This window comes from Escherichia sp. 10290 (assembly GCF_030295155.1).
GTDB lineage: Bacteria > Pseudomonadota > Gammaproteobacteria > Enterobacterales > Enterobacteriaceae > Escherichia > Escherichia coli_F.
In genome coordinates, this window is record NZ_AP025741.1 from 5,309,783 (window position 1) to 5,335,737 (window position 25,955).

At 46.6% G+C, this 25,955-nt stretch carries 19 protein-coding genes and 6 pseudogenes; 17 read left to right on the forward strand and 8 right to left on the reverse strand.

Annotated features, from left to right (window positions below):
* Positions 1-44: 44 nt before the first annotated feature.
* The 3 genes and pseudogenes from QUE74_RS26370 to yjhR form a co-directional block, all read left to right on the forward strand.
* A pseudogene (locus QUE74_RS26370) lies at positions 45-194 on the forward strand (hypothetical protein); the annotation flags it as partial.
* A pseudogene (locus QUE74_RS29495) lies at positions 170-298 on the forward strand (helix-turn-helix transcriptional regulator); the annotation flags it as partial. The pseudogenes QUE74_RS26370 and QUE74_RS29495, both read left to right, overlap by 25 nt.
* 466 nt (positions 299-764) lie before the next feature.
* Complete coding sequence (gene yjhR, locus QUE74_RS26375) at positions 765-4,280, forward strand: helicase YjhR (RefSeq protein WP_000378101.1); 3,516 nt, start codon at positions 765-767, stop codon at positions 4,278-4,280.
* 267 nt (positions 4,281-4,547) lie between these two features.
* On the opposite strand, the pseudogene QUE74_RS26380 reads toward yjhR, so the two are convergent.
* Positions 4,548-4,753, reverse strand: a pseudogene (locus QUE74_RS26380) (phosphorothioated DNA-binding restriction endonuclease family protein); the annotation flags it as partial.
* A 92-nt stretch (positions 4,754-4,845) separates the two neighbouring features.
* Between QUE74_RS26380 and QUE74_RS29650 the strand changes: the two are divergent.
* Complete coding sequence (locus QUE74_RS29650; protein WP_418930496.1) at positions 4,846-4,944, forward strand: hypothetical protein; 99 nt, start codon at positions 4,846-4,848, stop codon at positions 4,942-4,944.
* Between the two features lie 332 nt (positions 4,945-5,276).
* Here the strand turns inward: QUE74_RS29650 and QUE74_RS29655 are convergent.
* From QUE74_RS29655 to nanC (QUE74_RS26395), 3 genes and pseudogenes are all read right to left on the reverse strand, one after another.
* Positions 5,277-5,843 (reverse strand): annotated as a pseudogene (locus QUE74_RS29655) (sialate O-acetylesterase); the annotation flags it as partial.
* Positions 5,844-5,907: 64 nt separating this feature from the next.
* The gene (gene nanM / locus QUE74_RS26390) at positions 5,908-7,014 is read right to left on the reverse strand and encodes an N-acetylneuraminate epimerase (protein ID WP_001355113.1); all 1,107 of its coding nucleotides are present in this window, start codon (positions 7,012-7,014) and stop codon (positions 5,908-5,910) included.
* Positions 7,015-7,033: 19 nt separating this feature from the next.
* Positions 7,034-7,348 (reverse strand): annotated as a pseudogene (gene nanC, locus QUE74_RS26395) (N-acetylneuraminic acid outer membrane channel NanC); the annotation flags it as partial.
* A gap of 86 nt (positions 7,349-7,434) precedes the next feature.
* Between nanC (QUE74_RS26395) and QUE74_RS26400 the strand changes: the two are divergent.
* Positions 7,435-8,663, forward strand: a protein-coding gene (locus QUE74_RS26400) for an IS3-like element IS2 family transposase (protein ID WP_088895425.1) whose coding sequence is annotated in 2 segments (ribosomal slippage) — positions 7,435-7,750 and positions 7,750-8,663 — 1,230 coding nt in all. Because the reading frame shifts where the segments join, the coding sequence is not laid out codon by codon here.
* 12 nt (positions 8,664-8,675) lie between these two features.
* On the opposite strand, the pseudogene nanC (QUE74_RS26405) reads toward QUE74_RS26400, so the two are convergent.
* A pseudogene (gene nanC, locus QUE74_RS26405) lies at positions 8,676-9,086 on the reverse strand (N-acetylneuraminic acid outer membrane channel NanC); the annotation flags it as partial.
* Positions 9,087-10,513: 1,427 nt separating this feature from the next.
* Between nanC (QUE74_RS26405) and fimB the strand changes: the two are divergent.
* The 9 genes from fimB (at position 10,514) to fimH (ending at position 19,265) form a co-directional block, all read left to right on the forward strand.
* Entirely contained in the window at positions 10,514-11,116 is a 603-nt protein-coding gene (fimB, locus tag QUE74_RS26410; protein WP_000790582.1) for a type 1 fimbria switch DNA invertase FimB, read from the forward strand.
* 477 nt (positions 11,117-11,593) lie between these two features.
* Entirely contained in the window at positions 11,594-12,190 is a 597-nt protein-coding gene (fimE, locus tag QUE74_RS26415) for a type 1 fimbria switch DNA invertase FimE (RefSeq protein ID WP_000044721.1), read from the forward strand.
* A 479-nt stretch (positions 12,191-12,669) separates the two neighbouring features.
* The gene (gene fimA, locus QUE74_RS26420) at positions 12,670-13,218 is read left to right on the forward strand and encodes a type 1 fimbrial major subunit FimA (protein ID WP_000695549.1); all 549 of its coding nucleotides are present in this window, start codon (positions 12,670-12,672) and stop codon (positions 13,216-13,218) included.
* A 64-nt stretch (positions 13,219-13,282) separates the two neighbouring features.
* Positions 13,283-13,822: a type 1 fimbrial minor subunit FimI gene (fimI, locus tag QUE74_RS26425; RefSeq protein ID WP_000824095.1), complete on the forward strand. Its 540-nt coding sequence runs from the start codon at positions 13,283-13,285 to the stop codon at positions 13,820-13,822.
* Between the two features lie 36 nt (positions 13,823-13,858).
* Positions 13,859-14,584, forward strand: coding sequence for a type 1 fimbria chaperone FimC (gene fimC, locus QUE74_RS26430; RefSeq protein WP_000066537.1), 726 nt, complete (start codon positions 13,859-13,861; stop codon positions 14,582-14,584).
* Between the two features lie 66 nt (positions 14,585-14,650).
* Positions 14,651-17,287 carry a fimbrial usher FimD gene (gene fimD / locus QUE74_RS26435; protein WP_000121031.1) on the forward strand — a complete coding sequence of 879 codons (2,637 nt, stop codon included), beginning with the start codon at positions 14,651-14,653 and terminating at the stop codon, positions 17,285-17,287.
* Between the two features lie 9 nt (positions 17,288-17,296).
* Positions 17,297-17,827, forward strand: coding sequence for a type 1 fimbria minor subunit FimF (fimF, locus tag QUE74_RS26440; protein WP_001355117.1), 531 nt, complete (start codon positions 17,297-17,299; stop codon positions 17,825-17,827).
* 12 nt (positions 17,828-17,839) lie between these two features.
* Positions 17,840-18,343, forward strand: coding sequence for a type 1 fimbria minor subunit FimG (gene fimG / locus QUE74_RS26445; RefSeq protein WP_000872000.1), 504 nt, complete (start codon positions 17,840-17,842; stop codon positions 18,341-18,343).
* A gap of 19 nt (positions 18,344-18,362) precedes the next feature.
* A complete protein-coding gene (gene fimH / locus QUE74_RS26450) occupies positions 18,363-19,265 on the forward strand; it encodes a type 1 fimbria D-mannose specific adhesin FimH (protein WP_000832216.1) in 903 nt (300 codons plus the stop codon).
* 5 nt (positions 19,266-19,270) lie between these two features.
* On the opposite strand, the gene QUE74_RS26455 is transcribed toward fimH, so the two are convergent.
* Together QUE74_RS26455 and gntP are read right to left on the reverse strand one after the other, a co-directional pair.
* Positions 19,271-19,429, reverse strand: coding sequence for a hypothetical protein (locus QUE74_RS26455; RefSeq protein ID WP_001355118.1), 159 nt, complete (start codon positions 19,427-19,429; stop codon positions 19,271-19,273).
* A 20-nt stretch (positions 19,430-19,449) separates the two neighbouring features.
* Positions 19,450-20,793 (reverse strand): gluconate permease GntP, encoded by a 1,344-nt coding sequence (gene gntP / locus QUE74_RS26460; protein ID WP_000558243.1) that lies wholly within the window; start codon positions 20,791-20,793, stop codon positions 19,450-19,452.
* Positions 20,794-21,132: 339 nt separating this feature from the next.
* On the opposite strand from gntP, the gene uxuA reads away from it, so the two are divergent.
* The 3 genes from uxuA (at position 21,133) to uxuR (ending at position 24,845) form a co-directional block, all read left to right on the forward strand.
* Positions 21,133-22,317, forward strand: coding sequence for a mannonate dehydratase (gene uxuA / locus QUE74_RS26465; protein ID WP_000438605.1), 1,185 nt, complete (start codon positions 21,133-21,135; stop codon positions 22,315-22,317).
* 80 nt (positions 22,318-22,397) lie between these two features.
* A complete protein-coding gene (locus QUE74_RS26470) occupies positions 22,398-23,858 on the forward strand; it encodes a fructuronate reductase (protein ID WP_000208194.1) in 1,461 nt (486 codons plus the stop codon).
* 213 nt (positions 23,859-24,071) lie between these two features.
* A complete protein-coding gene (uxuR, locus tag QUE74_RS26475) occupies positions 24,072-24,845 on the forward strand; it encodes a Uxu operon transcriptional regulator (protein WP_000833681.1) in 774 nt (257 codons plus the stop codon).
* 140 nt (positions 24,846-24,985) lie between these two features.
* Here uxuR and QUE74_RS26480 read toward each other — a convergent pair whose 3' ends face one another.
* Positions 24,986-25,807: a DUF2686 family protein gene (locus QUE74_RS26480; RefSeq protein WP_000062493.1), complete on the reverse strand. Its 822-nt coding sequence runs from the start codon at positions 25,805-25,807 to the stop codon at positions 24,986-24,988.
* Between the last annotated feature and the right edge of the window lie 148 nt (positions 25,808-25,955).

Below are 25,955 nucleotides of genomic sequence, written 5' to 3' on the forward strand. Positions count from 1 at the left end.
ACAGGGCTGGCATTTTCATTTATCTGCAAAAAGGAATATCGATTATGTCTGATATCACAGCCTACCGTCCGGAAGTGGTCAACGGGAATACGGACGTTATCTGCTCAACCAGCATCCGCCACATTCTGGCTGTACGAAAGAGTTCACTGCTGCAAATCGACACAATTATCCGGCATCAAGTGAGCGATATCAGTTAACAGATATAGATGGAGAAGATGCTTTTATCCGGATTGGTTCTATCGCGATGGTGCGAGTACTACTTGATGCAATGAAGCCTGTCGAGGAAGATGACGAGTAACAGAGCTCGGTATCTCAATCAGGAGCTGATTGTCCTGGTTCGATGCCGAAAACCAGTGATTTTTCGTGTTGGTATCTGTGTTGGTATAAGATGATATTGTTTATTATTAACAATTTTAAATCATGAGGTTAAGTCACATGTTTGAGTCCGGCCTTCGCACCAAAAGTATGTAAATAGACCTCAACTGAGGTCTTTTTTTTATGCCTGAAATCCGCGCCACACAAATCTTTTCCACTGTTTTTTTCAACTAACGTCAACCTGGTTCAATCCATATTAAATCCCTTAAGAATACCGAACCAAGTATGTACGCGTTTATCTATTAAGGATTTAGCTCTTTCAGAAAATCTAATCCATCCTCCAGGCACAATATTTATTGCGATCGCGCTCGCATCGTGGACAATGTTTAATCATAAGTAATATTTACATCAATGAAATCAATGATTTCTATTATGTCACGGAATGAGAAATGGACAGCAATACATTGGGATTCACTTCATACTGGCGCAACTCCCTAGCTGACGCCGAATCTGGCAAAGGAACGTTTTCACGTAAAGATACGGAATCATTCATTCGGTGGATAAATATCACCGCAGGGCAGTTGGATGACGAAACTATTCGGGCATTTTTTGACGGTGAAGGGGAGTCTGTAAAAAACGTTGAAGTCGTGTTACGGCCCCAGGTGTGGAACCGCATTGTAAAGCATGGCAAAGAGCAAACGGCAGGTGCACCCGCAATTATTACGCCACTGGTTACCTCCGCTCTTCTTAATAGGGAAGGTTTTTTGTTTCCTGCCGCTTCAGCCACTATTCCCCGCGATCTGCTTGAACCTCTCCCTTCCGGTCATTTTTCTATTGGTGAGTTGGTGCAATATGACAAATACAAAACTACGCATAACACAGCCACCATTAATGAAGGTCAACCAGAACATTACAAAGAAACTGACGAAGAGAAAGCGGAACGCCATGCCAGGTATCGTCAGCATTGGCAAAATTATCTTCAACAGTCAGATAACCTTTTAAGAAACGTCGCTGGAAATTGGGTCGCTACATCTGAGCCATACGAACGGGCTGGATACGGTTATATTGTTAAAGCTAGCCAGCATGTAGGGGCCAGTGTTCATATCCTGCCTTTGTATGACCATCTGCTGATGAGCCAGGTTAAGGTTCCTCTATTAACGCGTTTTGCCTCAAATGAAATGGTTCCACTAGAGCCACTTCTCGCTAAGAATGCTATGTTCTGCGAACGTCTGGGGCATTCCGGCGATAAGTTTCCGCTGGCAGTGGCGCAGCGCGATGCCCTGAGCCATTATCTGACTCAACAGCAGGGGGATATGCTCGCTGTTAACGGTCCTCCGGGAACGGGTAAAACTACGCTGGTGCTTTCTATTATCGCCACCGAATGGACTAGAGCCGCACTTAATCAAGCTGAACCTCCTGTAATTATTGCCACATCAACTAACAATCAGGCCGTCACCAATATTATTGAAGCCTTTGGAAAAGATTTCTCTACTGGTTTTGGCGTAATGGCTGGTCGTTGGTTGCCGGAGGTAATAAGCTATGGCGCTTATTTTCCGTCTAAAAGCCGTCAGGTTGAGGCTGCGAAGAAATACCAGACTGAAGATTTTTTTAACCACGTTGAATCCCAGGAATATCTGGAAAAAGCCCGGGCATTTTACCTTGAAAAAGCGGAGGTGGCGTTTGGAGCTGGAGAGTGCAATTCACCAGAGCATGTAGTGACGCTTTTGCATGAACGTTTAACTTCACAGTTTATTCAACTTCAGCAAATCGAACCCACATGGCGCAGGCTTAATGATATCCGCCATGAACAGCGAGCCATCAGTGAGAATCTCGACCAGTATCTTCAGGACGAAAACACACGTCTTCTCAATATTGGCAATGAAATTTCACTTTTAACAAGAGGTAAAAAGCAGTGGCAGCAATACCGTGCTGATGAGTCGCTAGTGTATGCGGTTTTGTCATGGCTTCCTGCTGTTCGTACTAAACGCCATTACCAGATTAACCTCTTCCTGGACTCTACGTTTGGCACAAGAATGACATCGTTCCAGGGAAATTATCCCGAAGATATTGATGAATTTATTGATAGTTTGATTGCTAAAACGCAAAAGGAGCAGGATGAGTGCCAACAGAACATCAACTATGCGAAGGATATAGCCCGACGCGAAATAGAAGCTGCAAAACAATGGCGTGAGTTGACTTATGCTTTGGGTTACAGAGGTGACGATGAATTGAATCTTTCAGGAGCGGATGAACTTGCCGATACTCAGATTCGTTTTCCAGCGTTCTTGGTAGCGACCCATTATTGGGAGGGGCGTTGGCTGATTGATATGGCAGCTATAGATAATTTGCAAAAAGAAAAAGGAATTACCGGGATAACTATCGCCGAGGCTCGTTGGCTAAGAAGAATGAAACTTACTCCTTGTGTGGTGATGACCTGCTACATGTTGCCTTACCATATGAACAGAAGAAAATCTTTTGGTGGCGATAGAACATCGGATAATAATTATTTATATAACTTTGCTGATTTACTGATTGTCGATGAAGCCGGGCAGGTACTCCCGGAGGTTGCTGCAGCTTCCTTTGCATTGGCGAAGAAAGCGCTGGTGATTGGCGATACGGAGCAAATAGCTCCAATCTGGAATTGTCTACCCGTCACTGATATGGGCAATATGCTTGAGGAGAATATTATTTCTGGTGGCACTCAGGAAGAGTTAATAAATACATATACTCACGTGTGTGGGTCTGGAAAAAGTGCAGCATCTGGCAGCGTAATGCAGGTAGCCCAGTTTAACTCTCACTACCAGTATGATCCCAAGTTCGAGCGCGGAATGTATCTGTATGAGCATCGTCGCTGTTTCAATAACATCATCGGCTACTGTAACTCACTTTGCTATCACGGTAAGTTGCAGCCTAAAAGAGGGATGGAAAAAGGGACGATTTTCCCCGCAATGGGATATTTACATATTGATGGTAGAGGCATGAAGCCAAATGGGGGGAGCCGTTATAACCCTCTTGAAGCTGAAACAATAGCAGCATGGCTGGTGGCACATAAGGATGATATAGAGCGCCATTACGGGGAACCACTGTACAAAGTTGTTGGTGTTGTGACGCCATTTTCGGCGCAGGTTAATGCTATCAAAACGTCATTGCGTAAGCTGGAAATTAATGGCAAAGACGAGGAGGGTTCACTGACAGTGGGGACTGTGCACTCCTTGCAGGGGGCGGAAAGGGCGATTGTTCTCTTTTCTCCAGTCTACTCAAAACATGAAGATGGCAGGTTTCTTGATAGCAACAGCAGTATCCTCAATGTTGCTGTCTCACGCGCTAAAGATAGTTTTCTGGTATTTGGCGATATGGACCTTATCGAGATGCAGCCCGCATTTTCGCCGCGAGGGTTATTGGCAAAATATCTCTTTTCTTCAGATAATAATGCGTTGCAATTTGAGTTTCATAAACGACAGGATTTAATTTCCGCACATACACAAATTTCAACGCTGCATGGCGTGGAGCAGCATGATGAATTTTTGAACATGACTCTTGCCGGAGCTCAAAAGAAAATAACGATTATTTCCCCTTGGTTATCCTGGCAAAAAATGGAGCAAACGGGATTTCTGGCATCAATGGCTTTGGCCCGTTCCCGGGGCATTGATATTACTGTGGTGACGGATAAAAACTGCAATATAGCGCATGTCGATGATGATAAGCGTCAGGAGAAAAAACATCTGCTGAATGATGCTGTTGAAAAGCTCAATAAGATGGGTATCGCTACGAAATTGGTTAATCGTGTCCACAGCAAAATTGTGATTGAGGATGAAGAACTGCTGTGTGTCGGATCTTTTAACTGGTTCAGTGCTGCACGGGAAGATAAGTATCAACGATACGATACGTCTTTGGTGTACCGTGGCGAAAGCGTAAAAAATGAAATAAAGGCAATATATAGCAGTCTGGATCAACGTCAGCTTTAAATGTGATGAGCCGTTCATGATACAGGAGTAGTAAAGGGCATATTTTACCAATGTTAAGGCGACTTTGCGTTTTATTGCGAGTCGCCTTTCCTGATTATAAATCTTATTGTTTACCTAATCATTTTCCTTTGCATAATGCGCCTGGGATTAATGGCGGGTGCTTTTGGGAATGAAAGAAAATGCAAGCAATAATATAATGATGGCCTAATTTCTTTGAACATCATTAAGCATATTATCATCGTCTATTTGCCAGAATCCGTCGCCTTATAATCGCCAGAACGGCATATCAGGTCGGTACTGTGAACGCTGTGGTCCAAAACGTTCCAGTAAACTGTGCAGAGGTTCGTAGATTTCCGAGCCATAATCGAAAAGGCGCGGATGTCTATTAAGGCATCCGGCTAATCTTTAAGCAATAACAACGGTTTATGCGGTGCGCGTTTTTCACCCTTGTGCCAGATTATTATATTGGCAATTGCCTGCTGTTCGAGCCTGCAAGTGAAGAGATATTACCTTGATCTCATTTGTTTTTTGTTGCCTGTTTTGGGAACGGACAAGGACATCCCCCATGAATAAACTCCCCGCTCACCTTTCGCTCCAAAACTGCAAAATTGCTTCTACAAACCTGTCAGAAATAATCCCCCGACGGGCTGCCGCGCTGAAATGACTGCTTCGCAGTGCCGTCGTCCAGTTCTCCGGTGACCGGTACGCTGAACCGAAATATCCCGTGCTTAAATCGTCCGGATCTTCATCAGGCGCGTTCGTCAGCCCTCTTTCACCTTGTTGCTGGAAGTCGATGAAAATAATATTGGCTAAAATATTATTTTGATAATTGCCATAAATAGCTTCATACGCATGAGGGAAACTTTCTTTCCAGTACCAGGTGGTATCGCCGCAAAACCACGGCGCGCCAGTAATATTATTAAGCTGAGAATGGTATTGTTTTAGATCCCTACGAAAGGCTTCAACCATATGATTAAAGTGTTGAGGGTGTGACGCGTAGTCACTTGTCATTAAGTCAAATTCGCCTTGCATCCAGCATACGCCGAGGAATTTGTTATGCGGATTTTTTGCCAGTGCGGCTCGCGTTCTGCTGACTAAATCCTGGTATAGAGGGGTATCCGTTCCCCAACGACAAGCATCATGGCTGGCTCCGTGCCGTTCTGAATATGTCCCTTCGCTGCCCGCAGTAAAAGCCGATCCGCCACGGCAACATGGAACGATGAGAACCCCCGCGTTATCAGGAATAAAGGGCTGTAATTTCCGTGCAATATGCAGAGCCTGGCCAACGGTGCCGTACTGTGTTTGATGATTCGTTGCCAGAGGATGGTGATAACCCTGCATATCCTGAACATCGTGTGGGCAGTGAGTCAGTGGAATAATGTCGTTAAAGTGACATGACGGGCCTCCGGGATGCGTATGCGCAAATCTCGCTAATTGTTTAATTCTGGGATGAGGCGTATCTTCCCTGTCCGGTAATGGCAGTCCTTCGCCATACGCCATGGCATTAGACAGACCAGCAACGGTAAGAACATAGTAATAATCGGGCGATATTATTGCGTTCATATAATTTTCGCGTAATTGAAATGATAAATTGATAGTAGGGCCCCTTTACTGGGGCCCTGAAGCGTTAGTTTTGCACTGTGACTTTATTATCCTTCACAGAGATCAATACTGAATCCGTTACCGCTTTGCCGCCTGCAGTTTCACCGCCAATAATCAATAAACTATTATTCCAGGGCAATGATACTCCGTAGGCCCGACCTTGCGATAATTCGCCCGATTTATCCCATTTCCCGTTATGCCAAAGATGAATATCAGCGCTATATGATTTTTTCAGGCCTTCATGCGCATAGTTCTTACCGTTTTGGTAATTTTCCCGTGAACCTTTGAATCCGGCCCCTCCGGCAAATATAAGTGAGTCATTGCTCATGCCTGCAAAACCGCCAGCGACGCCATCTGGTGATGAGACGGGAGCAAGTTTATTCCATTTCAAATTATTACCGGTGAAATCAAGTTCAAATACGGCATCCGTTCGTAGTCCTGGTTTGGCTTCACCATTAATAAGCCAGGTTTTATCGCCTTTATTCACAACCGCTGCACCAGCCGTCCCGTACCAGGGAGATTCGCCAGCGTAACTCCATTGCTGTGTTGAGGGATCAAAAGACAACAGAAACTTATTGAAGAAATAATCTTCTGCTTTTTTGTCAAAATAGTGGGCGTTGATTTTATCTATAGCGGTTGAATCTTTTCCAGCTTCGTTGAGATCTTCAAAATAGCCATTGAAGATATTCTGGTTAACACCGCCAGTAACATAAGCCTTGCCGTTGTGTACAAAAGTCACATGGCCCGCCATGCCCATCGGCGCGTGCGACATCAATTTAACCCAGCTATTGGTTTTGGGGTTGTATTTGTGTACGTCATTAAATACCTGAGTCAAGCCTTCGCTGTTTTTGCCAATGCCGCCAAATACGTACAGATTGCCATCAATAAATGCAGAGGTTGCTTGATCTCTCGCCCCATCAGGGAATGCAGCTAACGCTATCCATTTTTTATCTTTGGCCTGTGTATCCAGCTTGTACCATGCCGTACCTGCGCTACCTAAACCAATGTAGACAGTGTCGTTATCAATTGCTCCGGTACCACTTTTAAATGGCACCGGAGTTTCCGGTAATACAGACGCGTTTGCGGCAAATGAAGCCATCATGATAGCAAGCGCCGTTATTGTTTTATTCATTGTGACTGTCTCCTGTCTACTACAGTTTAAATGACACACCAATGCGATAACTGTTTTCTGATAAATTATCTCTGCCGTTATAAACACCCTGACGGTCAAGGTAGTCATATTCTATGTATGGCGTAATATCAGGCGTCATATGGTATTGTAGAACAAATGCATTTTCCGTCGCCCATTTCTTATGGTTTGCATAGCGATAATCGTTTTGTTTGCTGTATAGCGTCGTTTGCCATGCGAAGGTGAAATCACTATTAATATGGTAAGTGACATATCCATCCCAACGATGAACGTTATCACGAGACATCTCACCGGATAAGTCTTGTTGTCGGTAGACTGGCCCCCTGAATCTCCAGACAACCAGTATCACTTAAATAAGTGATAGTCTTAATACTAGTTTTTAGACTAGTCATTGGAGAACAGATGATTGATGTCTTAGGGCCGGAGAAACGCAGACGGCGTACCACACAGGAAAAGATCGCAATTGTTCAGCAGAGCTTTGAACCGGGGATGACGGTCTCCCTCGTTGCCCGGCAACATGGTGTAGCAGCCAGCCAGTTATTTCTCTGGCGTAAGCAATACCAGGAAGGAAGTCTTACTGCTGTCGCCGCCGGAGAACAGGTTGTTCCTGCCTCTGAACTTGCTGCCGCCATGAAGCAGATTAAAGAACTCCAGCGCCTGCTCGGCAAGAAAACGATGGAAAATGAACTCCTCAAAGAAGCCGTTGAATATGGACGGGCAAAAAAGTGGATAGCGCACGCGCCCTTATTGCCCGGGGATGGGGAGTAAGCTTAGTCAGCCGTTGTCTCCGGGTGTCGCGTGCGCAGTTGCACGTCATTCTCAGACGAACCGATGACTGGATGGATGGCCGCCGCAGTCGTCACACTGATGATACGGATGTGCTTCTCCGTATACACCATGTTATCGGAGAGCTGCCCACGTATGGTTATCGTCGGGTATGGGCGCTGCTTCGCAGACAGGCAGAACTTGATGGTATGCCTGCGATCAATGCCAAACGTGTTTACCGGATCATGCGCCAGAATGCGCTGTTGCTTGAGCGAAAACCTGCTGTACCGCCATCGAAACGGGCACATACAGGCAGAGTGGCCGTGAAAGAAAGCAATCAGCGATGGTGCTCTGACGGGTTCGAGTTCTGCTGTGATAACGGAGAGAGACTGCGTGTCACGTTCGCGCTGGACTGCTGTGATCGTGAGGCACTGCACTGGGCGGTGACTACTGGCGGCTTCAACAGTGAAACAGTACAGGACGTCATGCTGGGAGCGGTGGAACGCCGCTTCGGCAACGATCTTCCGTCGTCTCCAGTGGAGTGGCTGACGGATAATGGTTCATGCTACCGGGCTAATGAAACACGCCAGTTCGCCCGGATGTTGGGACTTGAACCGAAGAACACGGCGGTGCGGAGTCCGGAGAGTAACGGAATAGCAGAGAGCTTCGTGAAAACGATAAAGCGTGACTACATCAGTATCATGCCCAAACCAGACGGGTTAACGGCAGCAAAGAACCTTGCAGAGGCGTTCGAGCATTATAACGAATGGCATCCGCATAGTGCGCTGGGTTATCGCTCGCCACGGGAATATCTGCGGCAGCGGGCTTGTAATGGGTTAAGTGATAACAGATGTCTGGAAATATAGGGGCAAATCCAGTCGGTAAGCTTTCCAGTCGTAACGATAGCGAATGCCAAAATTAAGATCTTTTGTCGCGTCCCAGGACAGTTTTACGTAGGGTCCGTAGCGTGTGCCGTTGCTGCTAAAATGCGTTAACATTCCCGGGCGCACCGTCCATTGATCATCAAGTTTAATCGCGTAATTAACTTCAACCTGAACATCATTGAGTGCGGCATTTTCCTTTTTATTATCATGAATGGTATTCCAGGTATTACTTTCCATACTTGCCCACCATCCATTTTGCCATCCCTCACTGACTTTGAGTCGAGTCTCATAGGCGTGGCTTCCACTACGATATCCACCACGTACGTCTAGTGTCGCAGCTTGAGAAATTAATGGTGACGAAAAGCACAGTAATAATACGCCAGAAAGTATTTTAGCCTTTTTCATAAATTTCACTCATTTGTAGGATACAGAAAGCAATACAAAGCCCGCATAAACAATTAGCATTTATGTTGTGTAATATTTTTTGCCAGGCTTATAGTGTCTTTGGTAACTGGTAGCTGTATTTTATATTTTTTGTATAAGGTCTCCTGTGAAAATTATCTTCCACATTATTTAAATAAACAGAGAACCAGATTAAATACCTGAGTATAAAATCTCTTCTGATGTTTAATTGATTTGAATGTTCGTAAGCTATATCACTTACTCAATCCATTTTATCCAGAGTCATAAAATAGAGTGTCTGTTGATCTCATTTTCATATTCCTTTCAGACTGAAGTGATGTTTGTCATAGATTGCGAGATGCTCAGTCTCATTGACTACTGCGGTACACCTTTATACCTGTTATACCAGATCAAAAATCACACAATCCATATAACAAAACCAGATTTGCAATTCGTGTCACAAAATATGTCTATATTTTTCTATGAAGAAGATGCCATGTGAAGTCAGACGAACACTTACGATGGCCTTCACAAATCAAAGATATTTGATTAACTATTTGTTTTATATGTAATTTATTTGCTCTCTAAACAAGAGGCCTTTGCTGGCTAACTCAGTGAGCGTGGTGAAAATAAGTGTTTACCCGCCATCAGGCTGAGCATAATTCTCATCATGAAATATGTTTCCAGGTTTGTGGCTTGTAACTGGTCACTTCTGAAGTCGATCAGGAGAGGCTTGTTGATGTTCAGTACGCATTGGTGTTTTCAGGATGATGCTTCACTTAGTTTGTTTGCCGTATCGCCCGGCGAATAGCTGTGATTGAAGAAGGTTTAAGGCGTAGTGACCAAAGCCATATTTACCAATGAATGTAGATGAAAAAGCGTCGCCTGCTTTCCCCCATATCTCCATGATAAAAAGGAATGTAGCAATCTCATGGCGTAAGCTGACGAACCAGGCTGGAATAATCGCTAGGGACCTAAGAATTAGCATGATAATAGACGCTAAGAAATTACTGCGTTCCATGAAATAGCCATCTTGTGGCAAATGCAGTTGACTAATAATGTCATATGTGAGACGGCTAGTTGAACGAATATTAAATTTTGCTGAATTTTTTATGTTGATTTTACTTGTTACAGAACATATCACATGATATATAGATAAGATTAGTTGCATTAATGATGAGGGTTATTATTAGATTCGTATCAGATTGATAAATATATAAAGGTACATAGCATGCAAGAGCATGGCGTTTGTATGGCAAAGTTATTATAAGTAACTATCGCTACTCCATTTAAGTTCACTCAGAAGAACTGGTCCACTTACGTTAGTTATTAAGCAAACGTTCGCTTTTATAAACATAATCAGGATTAAAATGTTGGATTATTGCTAACCCAGCACAGCTAGTGCGCGTCTGTAATTATAAGGGAAAACGATGAAGAATAAGGCTGATAACAAAAAAAGGAACTTCCTGACCCATAGTGAAATCGAGTCACTCCTTAAAGCAGCAAATACCGGGCCTCATGCAGCACGTAATTATTGTCTGACTTTGCTTTGTTTTATTCATGGTTTCCGGGCGAGTGAAATTTGTCGATTGAGGATTTCGGATATTGATCTTAAGGCAAAGTGTATATATATCCATCGATTAAAAAAAGGCTTTTCAACAACGCACCCGCTATTGAACAAAGAAGTTCAGGCTTTAAAAAACTGGTTGAGTATACGTACTTCTTATCCGCATGCTGAGAGCGAGTGGGTATTTTTATCACGTAAGGGGAACCCGCTTTCTCGGCAACAGTTTTACCATATTATCTCGACTTCTGGTGGTAATGCTGGGTTATCACTGGAGATTCATCCGCATATGTTACGCCATTCGTGTGGTTTTGCTTTGGCGAATATGGGAATAGATACACGACTTATCCAGGATTATCTTGGGCATCGCAATATTCGTCATACTGTCTGGTATACCGCCAGCAATGCAGGGCGTTTTTACGGCATCTGGGATAGAGCCAGAGGACGACAGCATCACGCTGTTTTATAGAGATAGATGAGATACCAGGGATGGTGTTAAAAAATACATTATTCTTACGATATATCAAAAATGATTAACCATTTATTAATTGATGTTATTGTAAGTGTGATCCTTAATTATCATAATAAACATTAAGTTAACCATATCCATACAAAATACAATGGTTTATGTTCTTCAAAATAAATAAACAAAATCATTCATAAATTTACACATCACTCAAGTTCTCCTGTTTCTGCACTTTTTTCTTTATTTTTTAAGCAACTGGAAGTTAATCCGCTGCAATCTATTGTTATATTGAATCAAATCAATGAAAATAGATGTTGTCACATCAGTGATATTTTATTTTTGTATGATATTTAATGTAATTGACTGATAGCCACATAACTTCCTGTGTGGTTATCTTTTTATCTATTGGGCTAATTTTAACCGATCGAGGTTTCCTATAGGTATTCATTCAAATATATCTCAGTCAGGAGTACTACTATTGTGAGTAAACGTCGTTATCTTACCGGTAAAGAAGTTCAGGACATGATGCAGGCGGTTTGTTACGGGGCAACGGGAGCCAGAGATTATTGCCTAATTTTGTTGGCATATCGGCATGGGATGCGTATTAGTGAACTGCTTGATCTGCATTATCAGGATCTTGACCTTAACGAAGGTCGAATAAATATCCGCCGACTGAAGAACGGATTTTCTACCGTTCACCCGTTACGTTTTGATGAGCGTGAAGCTGTGGAGCGCTGGACCCAGGAACGTACTAACTGGAAAGGCGCTGACCAGACCGACGCCATATTTATTTCTCGCCGCGGGAGTCGACTTTCTCGCCAGCAGGCCTATCGCATTATTCGCGATGCCGGTATTGAAGCTGGAACCGTGACGCAGACTCATCCTCATATGTTAAGGCATGCTTGCGGTTATGAACTGGCGGAGCGTGGTGCAGATACCCGTTTAATTCAGGATTATCTCGGGCATCGAAATATTCGCCATACTGTGCGTTATACCGCCAGTAATGCTGCACGTTTTGCCGGATTATGGGAAAGAAATAATCTCATAAACGAAAAATTAAAAAGAGAAGATGCCTGATGTAACTTATTGATAATAATATGAAAAGATAAAGAAATATAAGACAATTGGGGCCAAACTGTCCATATCATAAAAAAGTTTTGTATTTGTTCTCAAGCATAAAAATATAAAAAAACGATATAAAGCAACTAACTGTTTGATATGTAAATTGTTTCTCTTATAAATTAATTTCACATCACCTCCGCTATAGGTAAAGTTAACGTTTCTGTGTCTCGAAGCAACTTCCTCATTCATCTCTCCAAAAACCACCGTGTTCAATATGAAAATCTATAAAAGAATGTATTAATAGAATATAAATCCAAATAATAAACTAAGAAAGTTCGTGCGTAATGCTTTCCTCTATGAGTCAAAATGGCCCCAAATGTTTCATCTTTTGGGGAAGAACTGTGCAGTGTTGGCAGTCCAATTCGTTTCAAAACAAAGTGTACAGAACGACTGCCCATGTCGATTTAGAAACAGTTTTTTTAAAGGAAAGCAGCATGAAAATTAAAACTTTGGCGATCGTTGTTCTGTCGGCTCTGTCCCTCAGTTCCGCAGCGGCTCTGGCCGATACTACGACGGTAAATGGTGGGACCGTTCACTTCAAAGGGGAAGTTGTTAACGCCGCTTGCGCAGTTGATGCAGGCTCTGTTGATCAAACCGTTCAGTTAGGACAGGTTCGTACCGCTAGCCTGAAGCAGACTGGAGCAACCAGCTCTGCCGTTGGTTTTAACATTCAGCTGAATGATTGCGATACCACTGTTGCTACAAAAGCCGCTGTTGCCTTCTTAGGTACGGCAATTGATGCTACGCATACTGATGTACTGGCTCTGCAGAGTTCTGCTACAGGTAGCGCAACAAACGTTGGTGTGCAAATTCTGGACAGAACCGGTGCTGCGCTGGCGCTGGACGGTGCGACATTTAGTGCACAAACAACCCTGAATAACGGTACTAACACCATTCCGTTCCAGGCGCGTTACTTTGCAACCGGTGCCGCAACCCCAGGTGCTGCTAATGCGGATGCGACCTTCAAGGTTCAGTATCAATAACCTACCCAGGTTCAGGGACGTCTTTACGGGCAGGGATGCCCACCCTTGTGCGATAAAAATAACGATGAAAAGGAAGAGATTATTTCTATTAGCGTCGTTGCTGCCAATGTTTGCTCTGGCCGGAAATAAATGGAACACCACGTTGCCCGGCGGAAATATGCAATTTCAGGGCGTCATTATTGCAGAAGCTTGCCGGATTGAAGCTGGTGATAAACAAATGACGGTCAATATGGGGCAAATCAGCAGTAACCGGTTTCATGCGGTTGGGGAAGATAGCGCACCGGTGCCTTTTGTTATTCATTTACGGGAATGTAGCACGGTGGTGAGTGAACGTGTGGGTGTGGCGTTTCACGGTGTCGCGGATGGTAAAAATCCGGATGTGCTTTCCGTGGGAGAGGGGCCAGGGATTGCCACCAATATTGGCGTAGCGTTGTTTGATGATGAAGGAAACCTTGTACCGATTAATCGTCCTCCAGCAAACTGGAAACGGCTTTACTCAGGCTCTACTTCGTTACATTTCATCGCCAAATATCGTGCTACCGGGCGTCGGGTTACTGGCGGCATCGCCAATGCTCAGGCCTGGTTCTCTTTAACCTATCAGTAATTGTTCAGCAGATAATGTGATAACAGGAACAGGACAGTGAGTAATAAAAACGTCAATGTAAGGAAATTGCAGGAAATAACATTCTGCTTGCTGGCAGGTATCCTGATGATCATGGCAATGATGGCTGCCGGACGCGCGGAAGCAGGAGTGGCCTTAGGTGCGACTCGCGTTATTTATCCGGCAGGGCAAAAACAAGTACAACTTGCCGTGACAAATAATGATGAAAATAGCACCTATTTAATTCAATCATGGGTAGAAAATGCCGATGGTGTAAAGGATGGTCGTTTTATCGTGACACCACCTCTGTTTGCGATGAAGGGAAAAAAAGAGAATACCTTGCGTATTCTTGATGCAACAAATAACCAATTGCCACAGGACCGGGAAAGTTTATTCTGGATGAACGTTAAAGCGATTCCGTCAATGGATAAATCAAAATTGACTGAGAATACGCTACAGCTCGCAATTATCAGCCGCATTAAATTGTACTATCGCCCGGCTAAATTAGCGTTGCCACCCGATCAGGCCGCAGAAAAGTTAAGATTTCGTCGTAGCGCGAATTCTCTGACGCTGATTAACCCGACACCCTATTACCTGACGGTAACAGAGTTGAATGCCGGAACTCGGGTTCTTGAAAATGCATTGGTGCCTCCAATGGGCGAAAGCACAGTTAAATTACCTTCTGATGCAGGAAGCAACATTACTTACCGAACAATAAATGATTATGGCGCACTTACTCCAAAAATGACGGGCGTAATGGTATAACGCAGGGGGAATTTTTCGCCTGAATAAAAAGAATTGACTGCCGGGTAATTTTAAACCGGAGGAATAATGTCATATCTGAATTTAAGACTTTACCAGCGAAACACACAATGCTTGCATATTCGTAAGCCTCGTCTGGCTGGTTTTTTTGTTCGGCTCTCTGTTGCCTGTGTTTTTGCCACACAGGCACCTTTGTCATCTGCCGAACTCTATTTTAACCCGCGTTTTTTAGCGGATGATCCCCAGGCTGTGGCTGATTTATCGCGTTTTGAGAATGGTCAAGAATTACCACCTGGGACGTATCGCGTCGATATCTATTTGAATAATGGTTATATGGCAACGCGTGATGTCACCTTTAATACGGGCGACAGTGAACAAGGGATTGTTCCCTGCCTGACGCGCGCTCAACTTGCCAGTATGGGGCTGAATACGGCTTCTGTCTCCGGTATGAATTTGCTGGCGGATGATGCCTGCGTGCCATTAACCACAATGATCCATGACGCTACTGCGCATTTAGATGTTGGTCAGCAGCGACTCAACCTGACGATCCCTCAGGCATTTATGAGTAATCGCGCGCGTGGTTATATTCCTCCAGAGTTATGGGACCCCGGTATTAATGCCGGATTGCTCAATTATAATTTCAGCGGAAATAGTGTACAGAATCGGATTGGTGGTAACAGCCATTATGCATATTTAAACCTACAGAGTGGGTTAAATATTGGTGCATGGCGTTTACGCGACAATACCACCTGGAGTTATAACAGTAGCGACAGTTCATCAGGTAGCAAAAATAAATGGCAACATATCAATACCTGGCTTGAGCGAGACATAATTCCGTTACGTTCCCGGCTGACGCTGGGTGATGGTTATACTCAGGGCGATATTTTCGATGGTATTAACTTTCGCGGCGCACAATTGGCCTCAGATGACAATATGTTACCCGATAGCCAAAGAGGATTTGCCCCGGTGATCCACGGTATTGCGCGTGGTACTGCACAGGTCACTATTAAACAAAATGGGTATGACATTTATAATAGTACGGTGCCACCGGGGCCTTTTACCATCAACGATATCTATGCCGCAGGTAATAGTGGTGACTTGCAGGTAACGATTAAAGAGGCTGACGGTAGCACGCAGATCTTTACCGTACCCTATTCGTCAGTCCCGCTTTTGCAACGTGAAGGGCATACTCGTTATTCCATTACGGCTGGAGAATACCGTAGTGGAAATGCGCAACAGGATAAACCCCGTTTTTTCCAGAGTACATTACTCCACGGCCTTCCGGCTGGCTGGACAATATATGGTGGAACGCAACTGGCGGATCGTTATCGCGCTTTTAATTTCGGTATCGGGAAAAACATGGGGGCACTGGGCGCTCTGTCCGTGGATATGACGCAGGCTAATTCCACACTTCCTGATGACAGTCAGCATGACGGTCAATCGGTGCGTTTTCTCTATAACAAATCGCTCAATGAGTCAGGTACGAATTTTCAGTTAGTGGGTTACCGTTACTCGACCAGCGGGTATTTTAATTTCGCTGATACAACATACAGCCGAATGAGTGGCTACAACATCGAAACACAGGATGGTGTTATTCAGGTTAAGCCGAAATTTACCGACTATTACAATCTCGCTTATAACAAACGCGGGAAATTACAGCTCACTGTTACTCAGCAACTCGGACGCACATCAACACTGTATTTGAGTGGTAGCCATCAAACTTATTGGGGAACGAGTAATGTCGATGAGCAATTCCAGGCTGGATTAAATACTGCTTTCGAAGATATCAACTGGACGCTCAGCTATAGCCTGACGAAAAACGCGTGGCAAAAAGGACGGGATCAGATGTTGGCTCTTAACATCAATATTCCTTTCAGCCACTGGCTGCGTTCTGACAGTAAATCTCAGTGGCGACATGCCAGTGCCAGCTACAGCATGTCACACGATCTCAACGGTCGGATGACCAATCTGGCCGGTGTATACGGTACGTTGCTGGAAGACAACAACCTCAGTTATAGCGTGCAAACCGGCTATGCCGGGGGAGGCGATGGAAATAGCGGAAGTACAGGCTACGCCGCGCTGAATTATCGCGGTGGCTACGGCAATGCCAACATTGGTTACAGCCATAGCGATGATATTAAGCAGCTCTATTACGGAATCAGCGGTGGGGTATTGGCTCATGCCAATGGCGTAACGCTGGGGCAGCCGTTAAACGATACGGTGGTGCTTGTTAAAGCGCCTGGCGCAAAAGATGCAAAAGTTGAAAACCAGACGGGGGTGCGTACCGACTGGCGCGGCTATGCCGTGCTGCCTTATGCCACAGAATATCGGGAAAATAGAGTGGCGCTGGATACCAATACCCTGGCTGATAACGTCGATTTAGATAACGCGGTCGCTAACGTTGTTCCCACCCGTGGGGCAATTGTGCGAGCAGAGTTTAAAGCGCGTGTTGGGATAAAACTGCTCATGACGCTAACCCATAATAATAAGCCGCTGCCGTTTGGGGCGATGGTCACATCAGAGAGTAGCCAGAGTAGCGGCATTGTTGCGGATAATGGTCAGGTTTATCTCAGCGGGATGCCTTTAGCGGGAAAAGTTCAGGTGAAATGGGGAGAAGAGGAAAATGCTCACTGTGTCGCCAATTATCAACTGCCACCAGAGAGTCAGCAGCAGTTATTAACCCAGCTATCAGCTGAATGTCGTTAAGGGGGCGTGATGAAAAGCAAACCTTTTTATCTTCTGTGCGCTTTTTTGTGGCTGGCGGTAAGTCACGCTTTGGCTGCGGATAGCACGATTACTATCCGCGGCTATGTCAGAGATAACGGCTGTAGTGTGGCCGCTGAATCAACCAATTTTACTGTTGATCTGATGGAAAACGCGGCGAAGCAATTTAACAACATTGGCGCGACGACTCCTGTCGTTCCATTTCGTATTTTGCTGTCACCCTGTGGTAATGCCGTTTCTGCCGTAAAGGTTGGGTTTACCGGCGTTGCAGATAGTCACAATGCCAATCTGCTTGCACTTGAAAATACGGTGTCAGCGGCTGCGGGGCTGGGAATACAGCTTCTGAATGAGCAACAAAATCAGATCCCCCTTAATGCGCCATCCTCCGCGATTTCGTGGACGACCCTGACGCCGGGTAAACCAAATACGCTGAATTTTTACGCCCGGCTAATGGCGACACAGGTGCCTGTCACTGCGGGGCATATCAATGCCACGGCTACCTTCACTCTTGAATATCAGTAACAGGAGATGCTCATGAAATGGCGCATACGTGGGTGTTTATTGGCGGCAATGTTGACGCTCGTAAGTGCGACGCTACAGGCAGCCGATGTCACGATCACCGTGAACGGTAAGGTCGTCGCCAAACCGTGCACGGTTTCCACCACTAATGCCACGGTTGATCTCGGCGATCTTTATTCTTTCAGTCTCGTGTCTGCCGGTGCGGCATCGGCCTGGCATGATGTTGCGTTAGAGTTGACTCATTGTCCGGTGGGAACATCGAGGGTCACCGCCAGCTTCAGCGGGGCAGCCGATAGTACGGGATATTATAAAAACCAGGGGACCGCGCAAAACATCCAGTTAGAGCTGCAAGATGACAGTGGCAACACATTGAATACTGGCGCAACCAAAACAGTTCAGGTGGATGATTCCTCACAATCAGCGCACTTCCCGTTACAGGTTAGAGCATTGACGGTAAATGGCGGAGCCACTCAGGGAACCATTCAGGCAGTGATTAGCATCACCTATACCTACAGCTGAATCCGAAGAGATGATTGTAATGAAAAGAGTTATTACCCTGTTTGCTGTACTGCTGATGGGCTGGTCGGTAAATGCCTGGTCATTCGCCTGTAAAACCGCCAATGGCACCGCTATCCCTATTGGCGGTGGCAGCGCCAATGTTTATGTAAACCTTGCGCCCGCCGTGAATGTGGGGCAAAACCTGGTCGTAGATCTTTCGACGCAAATCTTTTGCCATAACGATTACCCGGAAACCATTACAGACTATGTCACACTGCAACGAGGTTCGGCTTATGGCGGCGTGTTATCTAATTTTTCCGGGACCGTAAAATATAATGGCAGTAGCTATCCTTTCCCGACTACCAGCGAAACGCCGCGCGTTGTTTATAATTCGAGAACGGATAAGCCGTGGCCGGTGGCGCTTTATTTGACGCCTGTGAGCAGTGCGGGTGGGGTGGCGATTAAGGCTGGCTCATTAATTGCCGTGCTAATTTTGCGACAGACCAATAACTATAACAGCGATGATTTCCAGTTTGTGTGGAATATTTACGCCAATAATGATGTGGTGGTGCCTACTGGCGGCTGTGATGTTTCTGCTCGTGATGTCACCGTGACTCTGCCGGACTATCCCGGTTCGGTACCTATTCCTCTTACCGTTTATTGTGCGAAAAGCCAGAACCTGGGGTATTACCTCTCCGGCACAACCGCAGATGCGGGCAATTCGATTTTCACCAATACCGCGTCGTTTTCACCAGCACAGGGCGTCGGCGTACAGTTGACGCGCAACGGTACGATTATTCCAGCGAATAACACGGTATCGTTAGGAGCAGTAGGGACTTCGGCGGTAAGTCTGGGATTAACGGCAAATTACGCACGTACCGGAGGGCAGGTGACTGCAGGGAATGTGCAATCGATTATTGGCGTGACTTTTGTTTATCAATAAAGAAATCACAGGACATTGCTAATGCTGGTACGCAATATTGCCTGATGCGCTACGCTACCTACAAACCCGCACGTTAGCCCTTTGTAGGCCAGATAAGACGCGCCAGCGTCGCATCTGGCATAAACAAAGCGCACTTTGCCGACAATCCGAACTGAGCCTGCCATTGGCAGGCTCTGGTGTTCTTTTACGCTACCATGCTAATAATCAACACAATAATCAGCCCAACCACGGAGTTGACCAGCTCCAGCAGACCCCATGTTTTCAACGTGTCTTTTACTGACAGGTCAAAGTAACCTTTGAACAACCAGAATGAGGCATCGTTAATGTGGGTGAGGGTGTTGGAACCCGCAGCCGTCGCCAGTACCAGCAGCGCCGGATTCACGCCAACCAGTTGACCGGTTGCTGGATCAAGGATTGCAGCACTGATAATCCCGGCGGCAGTCATCGCCGAAACCACACCTTGACCCGTCGCCAGACGAATTAGCACAGTGATCAGCCACGCCATGATGTAGGGCGAGATATTGCCGTGGGACATCAACATGCCGATGGTGTCACCAATGCCGGTGTCGATGATGGTCTGCTTCAGCACGCCGCCCGCACCGATGATCAGAATCACCATCGCAATGCTTTTTACCGCGCTTTCAAAGGCGTTCATCACCCACTGCATGTCATGACCACGCGCGGTGCCAAAGAGTACGAATGCAACCACCATCGCAATAAACATTGCAATCGGCGATGAACCGATAAAGTTAACGACTTCCCACGCAGGGGTGTCTTTGACCAGCCAGATATTGGCGATAGTGGTAGAGATCATAATGATCGCCGGGATCAGCGGTACCAGAATCGAAACGCCGAAAGAGGGGAGATTATTCATATCCACCGGTTGATCCGCTTTGAGGAATGATGGCGTTGGGCGCTCAAGATTACCGAGGAACTTCGGCAGAATCAGGCCTGCGCAGATTACGCTTGGGATTGTCACCAGTACACCATAGATATAAACCATCCCCATATCTGCACCATAAGCATTCACCAGCGCCACCGGACCCGGCTGCGGAGGGAAAAGTGAATGTGCGGTGGTAGCAGCCGCTACTGCCGGAATAGCCAGTTTCAGGAACGGAATTTTAGCTTCGGCGGCAATGACGATAACCAGCGGCGCTAACATGATAAAGGCCACTTCATAGAACATCGCCAGACCAAAAATCAGGCCGATGATAATCACCGATATCTGGACATAGCGCAGGCCGAGACGCGCCAGCAGCGTATGCGCTATCTGATGAGCCGCGCCGGAGTCGACCATCAATTTACCAATGACCGCACCGAACACAACAATGATTGCCAGTTCCCCCAGCGTGTTGCCGAAGCCCGCTTTCATGGTGTGCAGCAGCGACATCAAATCCATGCCCGCCAACATCCCGACGGATAGCGCCGCCACTAGCAAAGCCACCATTGAATTGATTTTGAACTTCAAATTCAGTACCAGCATCAGACCGATACCGAATACTACCCAAAGAATGTTAAGCACATGCATAACGTTTTACCTTACCTGGTTGAACCGTTGTTATTTTGGGCGACATGTTATGTAAATTGGTCAACCATTGTTGCGATGAATGTCACACCCTCTGATTAATAACTATCAATTACCCTTTGCTGCAATTTGCAGCAACGAGCGTGCGCGTGAAAATCTTGTGATGTGGTTAACCAATTTTGGAATTCGGGTTGACATGTCTTACCAAAAGGTAGAACTTATACGCCATCTCATCCGATGCAATGCCACGGCTGCGGTCTGGTTGTTCATCCGGATACCTAAACAACTCCGGGATTCCGCGTTTTTTTGCTGTGGAACCCACTATGTGAAAGAGGAAAAATCATGGAACAGACCTGGCGCTGGTACGGCCCTAATGATCCGGTCACTTTAGCTGATGTCCGTCAGGCGGGCGCGACTGGCGTGGTTACCGCTTTGCACCATATCCCGAACGGGGAAGTATGGTCCGTAGAAGAGATCCTCAAACGCAAGGCGATCGTTGAAGACGCAGGCCTGGTGTGGTCTGTCGTAGAAAGCGTGCCAATTCACGAAGATATCAAAACTCATACTGGCAACTACGAGCAGTGGATCGCTAACTATCAGCAAACTCTGCGCAATCTGGCGCAGTGCGGCATTCGCACCGTGTGCTACAACTTCATGCCGGTGCTCGACTGGACCCGTACTGACCTCGAATACGTGCTGCCAGATGGCTCCAAAGCTCTGCGCTTCGACCAGATCGAATTTGCTGCGTTTGAAATGCACATCCTCAAGCGTCCAGGCGCGGAAGCGGATTACACCGAAGAAGAAATTGCTCAGGCCGCTGAACGCTTCGCCACTATGAGCGACGAAGACAAAGCGCGTCTGACCCGTAACATCATTGCCGGTCTGCCGGGCGCGGAAGAAGGCTACACCCTTGACCAGTTCCGTAAGCACCTGGAGCTGTACAAAGATATCGACAAAGCCAAACTGCGCGAAAACTTTGCGGTCTTCCTGAAGGCGATCATTCCAGTTGCGGAAGAAGTTGGCGTGCGTATGGCTGTTCACCCGGACGATCCGCCGCGCCCAATCCTCGGCCTGCCGCGTATCGTTTCCACCATTGAAGATATGCAGTGGATGGTTGATACCGTAAACAGCATGGCGAACGGTTTCACCATGTGCACCGGTTCCTACGGCGTGCGTGCTGACAACGATCTGGTTGATATGATCAAGCAGTTCGGTCCGCGTATTTACTTCACCCATCTGCGTTCCACCATGCGTGAAGATAACCCGAAAACCTTCCACGAAGCGGCGCACCTGAACGGTGACGTTGATATGTACGAAGTGGTGAAAGCGATTGTTGAAGAAGAACACCGTCGTAAAGCGGAAGGCAAAGAAGACCTGATCCCGATGCGTCCGGACCACGGTCATCAGATGCTGGACGACCTGAAGAAGAAAACCAACCCAGGTTACTCCGCGATTGGTCGTCTGAAAGGTCTGGCTGAAGTTCGCGGCGTCGAAATGGCGATCCAGCGCGCTTTCTTTAGCCGTTAATATCCACCGGCATGGCTGCGCGCCGTGCCGGTTCCTTCTTCCTTGCCGTCACTCTCTGAAGACGGATTCTGGAGTTTACGATGACTACTATTGTTGACAGCAATCTGCCGGTTGCCCGCCCGTCATGGGATCATTCTCGTCTGGAATCACGCATTGTGCATCTCGGTTGCGGGGCGTTTCACCGCGCGCACCAGGCGCTGTACACCCATCACCTGCTGGAAAGCACGGATAGCGACTGGGGGATCTGCGAAGTTAACCTGATGCCAGGCAACGACCGTGTGCTGATCGAAAACCTGAAAAAACAGCAACTGCTGTACACCGTAGCGGAAAAAGGCGCAGAAAGCACCGAGCTGAAAATTATTGGCTCGATGAAAGAAGCGCTGCACCCGGAAATCGACGGTTGTGAAGGTATTCTCAACGCGATGGCGCGTCCGCAGACGGCGATTGTCTCCCTGACAGTCACAGAGAAAGGTTATTGCGCCGATGCGGCGAGCGGTCAGCTGGATCTCAATAACCCGCTGATCAAGCACGATCTGGAAAACCCGACTGCGCCGAAGTCCGCGATTGGTTACATCGTTGAAGCTTTGCGTCTGCGTCGTGAAAAAGGGCTGAAAGCGTTTACTGTCATGTCCTGCGACAACGTGCGTGAAAACGGCCACGTGGCAAAAGTTGCCGTTCTGGGGCTGGCTCAGGCGCGTGATCCGCAGCTGGCTGCATGGATTGAAGAGAATGTCACCTTCCCGTGCACCATGGTTGACCGCATCGTTCCGGCTGCGACGCCAGAAACCTTACAGGAAATTGCTGACCAGCTGGGTGTTTATGACCCGTGTGCCATTGCCTGCGAACCGTTCCGTCAGTGGGTGATTGAAGATAACTTCGTTAATGGTCGCCCGGACTGGGATAAAGTGGGCGCACAGTTCGTTGCAGACGTTGTGCCGTTCGAAATGATGAAATTGCGTATGCTGAACGGCAGCCACTCTTTCCTGGCGTACCTCGGTTACCTCGGCGGCTATGAAACCATTGCCGACACCATGACTAATCCGGATTATCGCAAAGCGGCCTTTGCCCTGATGATGCAGGAACAAGCGCCAACGCTGTCGATGCCGGAAGGTACGGACCTGAACGCCTATGCGACGCTGCTGATCGAGCGTTTCAGCAACCCGTCTCTGCGTCACCGTACCTGGCAGATTGCGATGGACGGCAGCCAGAAGTTACCGCAGCGTTTGCTGGACCCGGTGCGTCTGCACCTACAAAACGGCGGTAGCTGGCGTCACCTGGCGCTCGGCGTGGCTGGCTGGATGCGCTACACCCAGGGTGTGGATGAGCAGGGTAATGCCATTGACGTGGTTGACCCGATGCTGGCCGAGTTCCAGAAGATTAACGCGCAGTATCAGGGCGCAGACCGCGTGAAAGCGCTGCTGGGCCTGAGCGGTATTTTTGCCGATGATCTGCCGCAGAATGCCGACTTTGTTGGCGCGGTGACGGCGGCATATCAGCAGCTGTGCGAACGCGGTGCGCGCGAGTGTGTGGCTGCGCTGTAACTAACTGATTACCCAACAGACTTACTGGTCAATCAAAATAATATTTGGTTGACCAGTTTTCGTTTTTTGCCCACCTGTACGTGCCAACTTCCAGTGCTAATGGTATAGTTTGAGATTGACGGGGGCCGTAAAATCGCCCGTTGTAGGCCGGATAAGGCGTGCACGACGCATCCGGCAAAAATTTGATTAACTGCACCTAACGGACACAACACCATGAAATCTGCCACCTCTGCGCAAAGACCTTACCAGGAAGTCGGGGCGATGATCCGCGATCTGATCATAAAGACGCCGTACAATCCTGGCGAACGGCTGCCGCCGGAGCGTGAAATTGCAGAAATGCTTGATGTCACGCGGACGGTGGTACGTGAAGCGCTGATCATGCTGGAGATCAAAGGGCTGGTGGAAGTGCGCCGGGGTGCCGGTATTTATGTTCTTGATAGCTCAGACAGCCAGAACACAGACGGTCCGGATGCCAACGTTTGCAATGATGCGGGTCCTTTTGAGCTGTTACAGGCGCGTCAGTTACTGGAAAGTAACATCGCGGAATTTGCCGCCCTGCAGGCTACCCGCGAAGATATCGTCAAAATGCGTCAGGCATTGCAACTGGAAGAGCGTGAACTGGCTTCCAGCGCGCCGGGTAGCAGCGAAAGCGGTGATATGCAGTTCCATCTCGCCATTGCCGAAGCAACGCATAACAGCATGCTGGTGGAGCTATTCCGTCAGTCCTGGCAGTGGCGGGAAAACAATCCAATGTGGATCCAATTGCACAGCCATCTGGATGACAGCCTGTATCGCAAAGAGTGGTTGGGCGATCACAAACAGATCCTCGCCGCGTTAATCAAAAAAGACGCCCGAGCGGCGAAGCTGGCAATGTGGCAGCATCTGGAAAACGTGAAGCAACGTCTGCTTGAATTCTCGAACGTTGACGATATTTATTTTGATGGCTATCTGTTTGATTCATGGCCGCTGGATAAAGTCGACGCCTGACTTATTATGATAAGCGCAAGGGTAAACGTTCCTTGCGCTTTCTTAAATTAAGAAGTTGCAATGAGTATTACTTTGTAAATTGCAGGGTATTGTTTAAATATCTGTATAACCTGAATGTTAGTACTCATTCTTCCCAGTGGTTATTTACCAATATAATTCCATTCACCATTTTTTAATTCAAACAGTTCTGGGAGAGATGACGGTTGCAGAGTCATACGTTTGACATGTGCATTTTCATCCCCGGGGATAACTTTATATCCAATCTTAGCGTGGATCTCAGCGGTACCAGGATAGGCTTCTATACCAATTATTGGGTCATTTCCCATTCCAATATTAGCATTAAGTAATGCAGCAAGGGCGAATCCAGAAGAATTTGCTACCCCTGACACAGTCATTATCTGATCAATATAGATATCAATTCTTGGCAATGTTGTATCTTGCCAATTTTCAACCTTTTCAAGGGGGAGTGTTGCCAGGTATCCTATCGTGGTTCCCGCATAGCCTGGAACATTGCAACCAGGGCCTAGGGTTATTTCATGTATCGTGTTTGGAATTTTAGAATCCATAGTTAGGTTAAACCGTAGACCAGCTTCTAACGCTGCGGAAACATGCGCCTTTTTACATACTCCACCGTATATTCCGTCTAATACTGAGCTGGCCTTCCAGGTACCACAGCGTATGTTTCCTGTGATTGAAATACCATCGGATTCTTTACATGCGGCTGTTACGTAATTGAATGGCCAATACCCTTGTTTACCAATTTCAAGCTGTCTAATTTCGACAACACTTCCCCCATCATAGTTATGGTTATTTCCACGAACAAGAGGTCTGACATAGATGTTTTCCGAGTTAAGATGCGAGGGCATACTGTCTGCTAATTCTTTATCGGCATTTGGATGATGAGCGAAATGATTATCTGTAAAAATTTTGTTGTTAGCGGCATTGCTTATTGGCATAGACATATTAATAACCTTTTATGAGTATTTCACTGATGTTTTAGAAAAATAGATAAATTTTTCTGTAGTAAAAAGAGAAGTAAACAAATGACATGCATGTTTCTGTTGTAGTGATATCAACTCTACACAGTGATATTAAAGGGTGGGAAACACT

What these genes read in the sequence shown, in the direction of transcription:
- fimF (WP_001355117.1), top strand. Translation starts at nt 17,297, where the DNA reads ATGAAAAGCAAACCTTTTTATCTTCTGTGCGCTTTTTTGTGGCTGGCG.
- fimH (WP_000832216.1), top strand. Translation starts at nt 18,363, where the DNA reads ATGAAAAGAGTTATTACCCTGTTTGCTGTACTGCTGATGGGCTGGTCG.
- fimB (WP_000790582.1), top strand. Translation starts at nt 10,514, where the DNA reads ATGAAGAATAAGGCTGATAACAAAAAAAGGAACTTCCTGACCCATAGT.
- yjhR (WP_000378101.1), top strand. Translation starts at nt 765, where the DNA reads ATGGACAGCAATACATTGGGATTCACTTCATACTGGCGCAACTCCCTA.
- fimD (WP_000121031.1), top strand. Translation starts at nt 14,651, where the DNA reads ATGTCATATCTGAATTTAAGACTTTACCAGCGAAACACACAATGCTTG.
- QUE74_RS26455 (WP_001355118.1), bottom strand. Translation starts at nt 19,429, where the DNA reads ATGGCAGGCTCAGTTCGGATTGTCGGCAAAGTGCGCTTTGTTTATGCC.
- QUE74_RS29650 (WP_418930496.1), top strand. Translation starts at nt 4,846, where the DNA reads ATGAATAAACTCCCCGCTCACCTTTCGCTCCAAAACTGCAAAATTGCT.
- uxuA (WP_000438605.1), top strand. Translation starts at nt 21,133, where the DNA reads ATGGAACAGACCTGGCGCTGGTACGGCCCTAATGATCCGGTCACTTTA.
- fimI (WP_000824095.1), top strand. Translation starts at nt 13,283, where the DNA reads ATGAAAAGGAAGAGATTATTTCTATTAGCGTCGTTGCTGCCAATGTTT.
- fimG (WP_000872000.1), top strand. Translation starts at nt 17,840, where the DNA reads ATGAAATGGCGCATACGTGGGTGTTTATTGGCGGCAATGTTGACGCTC.
- QUE74_RS26470 (WP_000208194.1), top strand. Translation starts at nt 22,398, where the DNA reads ATGACTACTATTGTTGACAGCAATCTGCCGGTTGCCCGCCCGTCATGG.
- gntP (WP_000558243.1), bottom strand. Translation starts at nt 20,793, where the DNA reads ATGCATGTGCTTAACATTCTTTGGGTAGTATTCGGTATCGGTCTGATG.
- fimA (WP_000695549.1), top strand. Translation starts at nt 12,670, where the DNA reads ATGAAAATTAAAACTTTGGCGATCGTTGTTCTGTCGGCTCTGTCCCTC.
- uxuR (WP_000833681.1), top strand. Translation starts at nt 24,072, where the DNA reads ATGAAATCTGCCACCTCTGCGCAAAGACCTTACCAGGAAGTCGGGGCG.
- QUE74_RS26480 (WP_000062493.1), bottom strand. Translation starts at nt 25,807, where the DNA reads ATGTCTATGCCAATAAGCAATGCCGCTAACAACAAAATTTTTACAGAT.
- nanM (WP_001355113.1), bottom strand. Translation starts at nt 7,014, where the DNA reads ATGAATAAAACAATAACGGCGCTTGCTATCATGATGGCTTCATTTGCC.